The organism is Paenibacillus ihuae (assembly GCF_001368795.1).
GTDB classification, from domain to species: domain Bacteria; phylum Bacillota; class Bacilli; order Paenibacillales; family Paenibacillaceae; genus Paenibacillus_AQ; species Paenibacillus_AQ ihuae.
Genome location: NZ_LN831198.1, coordinates 642,629 through 646,021, shown reverse-complemented (window position 1 = coordinate 646,021; position 3,393 = coordinate 642,629). Strand labels below are relative to the sequence as shown.

The window sequence follows — 3,393 nt, the reverse complement described above, 5'->3', positions numbered from 1 at the left end:
ACCTGCCAAATGTCACACTCGCCCGGCAGATTGTCGGCAAGCACCCTCGCCGGTTCTCTGCTGCTCTGGGGAGAGACCGAGAACATTTTTGAGACGGACTTCTTCCACGGCTGCAACATGTCGTTCCGCCGGGAGTCGCTGAAGGACATGAAGCCTTACCCGTGGATGACCAGCTATGCGGTAGCCGACGATATTTATATGTGCCATCTGGCCAGTAAATACGGCAAGCTGGTCATTAATCCCGATATGAAGATTACCCATCATGAATCGCCAAGCTCCCGCGACAAGGCCGGCCGGGTTGCCCGGGCAACGGCGGTGAATCATTATTATCTGTTGAATCTTCGCAAAGCGCCGGTGAAGAATTATGCCGCCCTGTTATGGACGCTGACCTATCTGACCGGTAAAGCTACGCTGAAGCGGAACTTCAACGCTGTAACCGGCTACGCCAGCGGCATCTTGTTTGTATTAAATCCACGTAAAAACAAATATAGCGAGTATATGCTGGACTAAAATGATCTCCGCATGTCAGTGCCGCAGCATGATCTCCCCCAAGTAACGCCCAACCTCAAAAAAACTCCCGCTGCCACCTTTTCGGCAAGCGGGAGTTTTATAGTTTAAGCGGCTCAACACTAACATCAGTGCTTGACAGTTGACGGAAATAAAAAAAAAGTAAATTCACATCCCAAATAAAGGGATTCTCCCCCTCTATTTCTATGACAGACGCATCATTTAGGAAATTAGCGGGAATGATGCCCGCTAATTTTGGAGATATTCCCTTTGAAGCGGGTAGAGGAAAGATTATAGGGACGATTTCCCTTTAATCCCAAAATAGATGCTTTTCGTCCACAATTAGCAGGCGTTTTTCCCTCTAAATTCTCAAAAGGGCGAAGCCGATACATCAAATCGGCAACCTGTAAGACGTAGTTGCACCAAACCAGATTAAACATCAGGCGGGCCCTATCATCTTTATTTGAGGATACCATCTTTATTTCAGAATACCATTCGATATAAACAGGATCATGTGCTCCTTAATCCGGGTTTCATCCAGCGGCTCATGCGCTTTGTTCCATTCCGTGGTCAGCGCCAGGTACAAACGCAGGATCATGAACGCGGCGACACTGGAATCGCAGGGCTTCACTTCCCCGTTCTCTATAGCCGTCTCAATCTGCTGTCTCAGGAAATCCAGCGCATAATCCTCCATCCGCTTGACCCCTTCCAGCGCCTGAACGGTTCCGATGTCACGTACCTCCTGTGCCAGCTTAACGAACAGCTCATGATCGGAGCGGAACTCCAGGATCGAATCAAGCAGATTAAACAGCTTATGAATAAAGGTGTCATCTTCGGTGGCAATCCGGTTCATTACAGAAGTTAATTCCTGCGAAGCTTTAATCAGAATCTCCTCAAACAGGTCTTCCTTTGTTTTGAAGAATGTATAGATGGTACCTTTGCCGACGTTCGCAATTTTGGATACCTGCTCCATTGTAGTTGCTTTATAGCCGAATTGCACAAAGGATTTTGACGCCGCCTGCAGGATTAACGACTTGCGGTCGATAGACATAGTTAAAACTCCTTTCCTCCTAAAGCACCAGCAATTGACTAAAATTAAATTTTGGTCAGCCGGTCATAAAACAATTTATCATGACCTTATGAAGAAGACAACTCTTTATTACAAAATGAACGGTTGCGGATGGACTGTACCTATTGTTGTTATGCGCAAAATTTCATGAAATTAGTATCCATTGCCATTCTTTCTGGGGTATGATAAAAAGGATGTGATCAAGAAACTACTTTATGGATGGTGGATTATGTTTAAAAACAAGAAATCGGCGCTTATCCTGGCCGCTCTGGTCGTTGTCATTGTTGCAGCTGTCGGCATCTGGCTGGCGTTTGGCAGCAAAGGAGACGACAACAGCAGTAATACGGCTGCGAATGAGAACGCCGGAGGCGCGACCGTATCAGAAGAAGGCGGAACCAAGGCCCTGTCGCAGACTTATTATATTTATGATACCGTCGTTAACATCAAGGTGTTCGGAGATAACGCAACCCAACAAAATATGGATGATATTCAGCAGATGCTGGAACGTATGGATACTGAATTCAGCCGTACCAAAGAGGACGGTGAGCTGTACGCCGTCAATCAGGCAGCCGGCAAGGAAGCTGTCGCCGTATCCGACGAAACCCTGGATGTGGTCAAACAATCGATTCAATATGCTGAAGAAATGGACGGGCTGTTTGATCCGACGATCGGACCGCTGGTGGATCTGTGGGCTATCGGCGAAGGCGGAGAACATGTGCCTGACCAGGCGGACATCGATAAAGCCAAGAGCCTGATCAATTATAAGGATGTTATTATTGATGAGACAGCCAAGACAATCAAGCTCGCCAAAGAAGGCATGGTCCTCGATATGGGTGGGATCGGCAAAGGATATGCTGCTGACCGGATCGCCGAATATTTGAAGGCGCAGGGCCTGGACAGCGCGATGATTAATCTCGGCGGCAGCAGCATTATTGCACTCGGCAACAAGCCGAACGGCTCTCCTTGGAATATCGGCCTGCAGGACCCTGACCAGAGCCGCGGCACACAGCTGGGTACGATCAAAATCTCCGATGAAGTCATCGATGCTTCCGGAGTATATGAGCGCTTCTTTATGCAGGACGGCGTCCGTTACCACCATATTCTTGACCCGCGTACAGGCTACCCTTCGCAAAACGGGCTAAAAAGCATTACCATCATGAGCCCGAACGCAACGGATGCGGATGCTTTGTCTACTGGCGTATTCCTGATGAGCCTGGAAGAGGGTATGAAATATCTTGAATCCCTGCCGGAAAAAGTAGATGCGTTCTTCATCACTGATGACAACAAAATCTACACCACTTCGGGCCTCAAGGACAGGCTTATCCTGACCGATCCTACGTATACATTCGCGGAATAAACCGCATTGTTCATAACGGCAACACACACACAAGCGGCAGAGCTGAGGCTCTGCCGCTTGTGTGTGTGTCACAGCAAGTTCCCTCAGATCAGGGGAAGCTCACTAAATTCTTTGTAGTCCGTAAACGTATAGCTTGGAACATGCTCTGTGCGGGGCTCTCTGCTGCGGGGATTGTACCAGCATACCTTCCAGCCCGCCGAAAGTGCGCCGACCACATCATTATCCCAGGTGTCCCCGACATACAGCGAGTTGTCAGCGGTTGTCCCTGTCACCCGGTTAACATGCTCGAAGATCGCCGGGTCCGGCTTCGCCAGGCCAACGGCATCTGAGATGAAGATCATCTCTGGCGGAATCAGCTTGTCGATGCCAAGTCCGCGCAGCTTATTCATCTGATGCTCCTCCGGCCCGTTCGTAATGATCCCGACCTTGTGCCCTAAGGTGATGAACCGCCGCAGCTGCG

Annotated in this window: 4 protein-coding genes and 1 pseudogene; 2 read left to right on the top strand and 3 right to left on the bottom strand. The window is 49.2% G+C overall.

Translation table 11 applies throughout. The features are described from left to right. Positions 1-510: pseudogene (locus AQR02_RS02945) on the top strand (glycosyltransferase family 2 protein); the annotation flags it as partial. A gap of 227 nt (positions 511-737) precedes the next feature. Here the strand turns inward: AQR02_RS02945 and AQR02_RS32980 are convergent. Next, positions 738-983 (bottom strand): hypothetical protein, encoded by a 246-nt coding sequence (locus AQR02_RS32980; RefSeq protein ID WP_209444116.1) that lies wholly within the window; start codon positions 981-983, stop codon positions 738-740. A 2-nt stretch (positions 984-985) separates the two neighbouring features. Next, on the bottom strand, positions 986-1,558 hold the full coding sequence (locus tag AQR02_RS02940) for a TetR/AcrR family transcriptional regulator (protein WP_054939320.1): 573 nt from the start codon (positions 1,556-1,558) through the stop codon (positions 986-988). Between the two features lie 247 nt (positions 1,559-1,805). Between AQR02_RS02940 and AQR02_RS02935 the strand changes: the two genes are divergently transcribed. After that, positions 1,806-2,933, top strand: a complete 1,128-nt coding sequence (locus AQR02_RS02935) for an FAD:protein FMN transferase (protein WP_054939319.1) — start codon at positions 1,806-1,808, stop codon at positions 2,931-2,933. A gap of 83 nt (positions 2,934-3,016) precedes the next feature. Here the strand turns inward: AQR02_RS02935 and AQR02_RS33430 are convergent. Next, on the bottom strand, positions 3,017-3,393 hold a 377-nt coding region (locus AQR02_RS33430; RefSeq protein WP_245237059.1), incomplete at its 5' end, for an HAD family hydrolase.

What these genes read in the sequence shown, in the direction of transcription:
- AQR02_RS32980 (WP_209444116.1), bottom strand. Translation starts at nt 983, where the DNA reads ATGGTATCCTCAAATAAAGATGATAGGGCCCGCCTGATGTTTAATCTG.
- AQR02_RS02940 (WP_054939320.1), bottom strand. Translation starts at nt 1,558, where the DNA reads ATGTCTATCGACCGCAAGTCGTTAATCCTGCAGGCGGCGTCAAAATCC.
- AQR02_RS02935 (WP_054939319.1), top strand. Translation starts at nt 1,806, where the DNA reads ATGTTTAAAAACAAGAAATCGGCGCTTATCCTGGCCGCTCTGGTCGTT.